The organism is Ferroglobus sp., from assembly GCF_015521575.1.
Lineage (GTDB): Archaea > Halobacteriota > Archaeoglobi > Archaeoglobales > Archaeoglobaceae > Ferroglobus.
Window position 1 is genome coordinate 1 of sequence record NZ_WANY01000190.1, and the last position, 3,323, is coordinate 3,323.

The window sequence follows — 3,323 nt, forward strand, 5'->3', positions numbered from 1 at the left end:
ACTCCTGAGGGGATTTAGCGGGGTTTATGTGCTTCACTGCTCCGATTGTCCTCATGGAAGTTTTGATGGGTTGAGGCTTGCTGAGAGCATATGCGAAGCCTTTGATATCGACAATATTGTTCACAATGAGGAATTTGATGAGAGGCAGATAGAAATGCTGCTGAAAAGATCTCCTGTTGATACCGAGTTTGATTTGAGGGGGAGTAACAAGAGGGAAAAGCTTCTGGAAATCGTTAAAAGAATTGAGGAAAAGAAGGAACTGAAAGTGCGGAAATTGAGCTTTCCGGGATTCGGTAAGGTCAATGTAAGTTACGCCTGCACCCTCTGCGAAACCTGTCACAAGATTTGTCCGACAGGGGCTTTGAAGAAGGAGGGCGGAAAGTTGAAGTTCTCCCACGGATTATGCATAGGATGCAAACTTTGTGAAAAGCTGTGTCCCGAAAATGCCGTCGCTGTGAAGGACGAGCTTGACTTGGGAGAGTTCTGTTACGAAATAATCGTAAAGGAAGACGATCTACTGGAGTGTCCGAGGTGTGGAAAGCGACACATTTCGAAGAGAGAGTATCAGAAGCTTTCGGAGCTGACTGGGCAGAAGTACTCACTCATGTTTTGCAGGGATTGCAGAGCTGTTGTAATTTTCGAAGGGATTTATAGAGAAATCTTTGGGGGAGAGAAATGAACACTCGGGAAATTTTGGAGTTTCGAAGAGATTTTTACCGATTTTTATCTTCGCTTTTCTCTGGAGAAATCCCCCGCAATTTTATTGAGGATCTGGCAGAAAGGAAAATAGAGTTTCCAAGAGATTTGACAATGGCTGAAGGCTTTAAAATGCTTGAGAATTTCGTAGCTAATCATAGTAGTATTGAGGAAGCTTTGAAAGCGGCTGAAGATGAGTTTGTCAGATTTTTCTCAGGTTTATCCGACGAAATTCCGTCGACGAAGTCGGAGGTTTTTGGAGAGGGTGCTTATGGAAGGATAAGTCTTGAGGTCGAAGAAAGGATGAAGAAGCTTGGTTATATTCAAATTAATAAAACATTACCTCCAGATCACATAGCCGTAGAACTGGACTTCATGGCTGCTCTAACGGAATCTGTGCTGGTTGGAGAGTTGGACTTCAAAACAAGCATAGCTGAACAGATAAGATTTCTTGAAGAGGAGATACTCGCTTGTTTCAAAGAGCCGCTTGAAAAACTTGAAAAGCTTGGCGATTTTTACGGAGGAGTTGCAAAAATTACTCTCGCTTTTTTGAATTTCGATAAAAAGCTTTTGAAGGAAGTATTGCTATGGGAAGACTAACGCTTTTGCCGCTGCGGCAACAACGATGAGTCTGAAAATGTATCCTCCAGCGATGACACTCAGGCTGGATATTAGATCAGCCACAAGGGACTTTTTCAGTATGCTTAATGCGTAGAGAAGGAGCGGGAAAATCAATCCGAAGCCTACGAATCCGTAAATGAACAATCCGCTGTACTCTCCTTGGAGTATCAAATCGAGTGTTTTCGCTGCAGCCACGCTGAAGGGTGGATAATTCGTCAGATTGCTCATACTCGAAAGTTCGGAGATAAAGTAGAGTATTAGAACTATTTCGATCAGTATTAAAGCTGAATCTGCGAGTTTAAATTTCTTTTCAGCTTTTTTGACTCTCAACGCTCCGTAGATCGTGCAGATGGCAATTCCTGTGGAAATTCCGCTCACGACGAAAAGAGCTGGTAAAGCATTGCTCTTCCACATGGGAACGAATTCAGCCCCTCTGAGTAGTAGAGCAGTGTAAAGGATAACCATGAACGCCAGAAAAGCATTTACACTCATAACAGCAAGCTTCAACCTCTCTGGCAGCTTCAGTTTTTTGAAGTACTCAAGCAACAGCCCGAACCATATTACAAGGAAGAAGAGTATTATCCAGCTACCAACAGCGAGCCAGGATCCAAGGTTTCTAAAGAGGGTTGGATTTATCACGGCTATCAAAACATTTGGATGGTCGTAAATGAGGCTGAGCAAACCAAGTATAAGAATTATTCCGCTCAAATATATTCCGAATTTCGAAATTTCTGATAGAACTTCGTCTCTATTTCTGTAAAGATGGGCGAAGTAGCCAGCTATGTACATCCCTCCCGCCAACCCGCCAAGGAATAGATATGTCGCTATAGCCACTCCCCAGTACTTGTTCAGCTCCAGATCTCCGAGCCCGTAAAAAAATGTGTAGTTTAACATGGCTCCTCTCAGAAGAACAGGAAGACTCTCTCAAGCTGTCCCATAGCCATTTTTTCAGCAGCTCTTTTTCTCAGCATTTCCACTATTTCCTTCTGCTCTCCAGCCACAATCGTTCCGGTTGGACAAACCATTGCGCACCTTGGCTTTGGTTCTCTGAAGATTTCCTTACCTTGCTCATCTTTCGGATCGTAAGGCTGAACGCAGTACGTGCATTTATCCATCTTTCCGTCAAGTCCCATGACGCCTCCTTTCCTGAACTGCGGTGCTCCAAAAGGACAAGCTGAAGCACAATAACCGCAACCTATGCAGATGTCCTTTTTCACCAATACGACTCCATCTTCTTCTCTTTTCCATATCGCATTGACCGGGCAAACTTTCATGCAGGGCGGATCGTTGCAGTGGAGGCATTGTAGGGGGAAGTTCAGCTGCCCTGGTCTTCCTTCGTTTATCGTTACGACCTTAATTCTGAAAACCCCCTCTGGAACCTGATTGTAATTTCTGCAGATCGCCTCGCAACCTCTGCACTTTATGCAGGGACTGTGGTAAACGTCGGCAAGGAACTTGAGAGGCATTTACATCACCCCCTAATTAGTTCTTTAATCAGCTTTCTGTAATCTTCAACGACTCCTTCCTTCTCCCACTGATGTTCGTAAGCTTCAAGCTTGAAAACTTGGCACATTCCGGCTTTTGTATTCTGCATTTGGGTTGACGGATCCCAGCCCGGTGGATTGAGGATGTTGGGCGTGTCTCCGTAAGCGTAGGGAGCTAAACTTTCCCCGCTCTCTCCCTCAGCTCTCGGAAATCTTTCCACATAGCTCTTTCCTTCGAAAACCCCGGCCCAGTGGAAAGGTAAGAAAACGACTCCTTTCGGCACAGCACTCGTTACTTTAGCCTTTGCAACAACGTGGGCGTGAGTGAATCCTAATTCCACCCCTCTGAAGCTAACAACCATGCAGAGGTCTCCATCTCTTATTCCTCTTTCCATCGCATCCTCCGGATTTATCTCCACGTAAAGCTCCGGCTGAAACTCCGCGAGAATTGGATTGTTCCTCGTCATCGCTCCTCCACCGTGATGCTCCACTTGCCTCCCCGATGTCCAGACAAGGGGTGAA

5 protein-coding genes are annotated in these 3,323 nt (G+C 45.1%); 2 read left to right on the forward strand and 3 right to left on the reverse strand.

The window, feature by feature from the left end:
* Together F7C14_RS07480 and F7C14_RS07485 are read left to right on the forward strand one after the other, a co-directional pair.
* The coding region (locus F7C14_RS07480) for a 4Fe-4S binding protein (protein ID WP_290901465.1) at positions 1 to 679 on the forward strand (679 nt) is incomplete at its 5' end.
* A gap of 131 nt (positions 680 to 810) precedes the next feature.
* Positions 811 to 1,296, forward strand: coding sequence for a molecular chaperone TorD family protein (locus tag F7C14_RS07485; RefSeq protein ID WP_290901467.1), 486 nt, complete (start codon positions 811 to 813; stop codon positions 1,294 to 1,296).
* Here the strand turns inward: F7C14_RS07485 and nrfD are convergent.
* The 3 genes from nrfD to F7C14_RS07500 all read right to left on the reverse strand — a co-directional run.
* Positions 1,282 to 2,211 (reverse strand): NrfD/PsrC family molybdoenzyme membrane anchor subunit, encoded by a 930-nt coding sequence (gene nrfD, locus F7C14_RS07490; protein WP_290901470.1) that lies wholly within the window; start codon positions 2,209 to 2,211, stop codon positions 1,282 to 1,284. The two genes, F7C14_RS07485 and nrfD, sit on opposite strands and share 15 nt — an antisense overlap.
* Positions 2,212 to 2,219: 8 nt before the next feature.
* The gene (locus F7C14_RS07495) at positions 2,220 to 2,783 is read right to left on the reverse strand and encodes a 4Fe-4S dicluster domain-containing protein (RefSeq protein WP_290901473.1); all 564 of its coding nucleotides are present in this window, start codon (positions 2,781 to 2,783) and stop codon (positions 2,220 to 2,222) included.
* A gap of 5 nt (positions 2,784 to 2,788) precedes the next feature.
* The coding region (locus F7C14_RS07500) for a molybdopterin dinucleotide binding domain-containing protein (RefSeq protein WP_290901476.1) at positions 2,789 to 3,323 on the reverse strand (535 nt) is incomplete at its 5' end.

What these genes read in the sequence shown, in the direction of transcription:
- nrfD (WP_290901470.1), bottom strand. Translation starts at nt 2,211, where the DNA reads ATGTTAAACTACACATTTTTTTACGGGCTCGGAGATCTGGAGCTGAAC.
- F7C14_RS07485 (WP_290901467.1), top strand. Translation starts at nt 811, where the DNA reads ATGGCTGAAGGCTTTAAAATGCTTGAGAATTTCGTAGCTAATCATAGT.
- F7C14_RS07495 (WP_290901473.1), bottom strand. Translation starts at nt 2,783, where the DNA reads ATGCCTCTCAAGTTCCTTGCCGACGTTTACCACAGTCCCTGCATAAAG.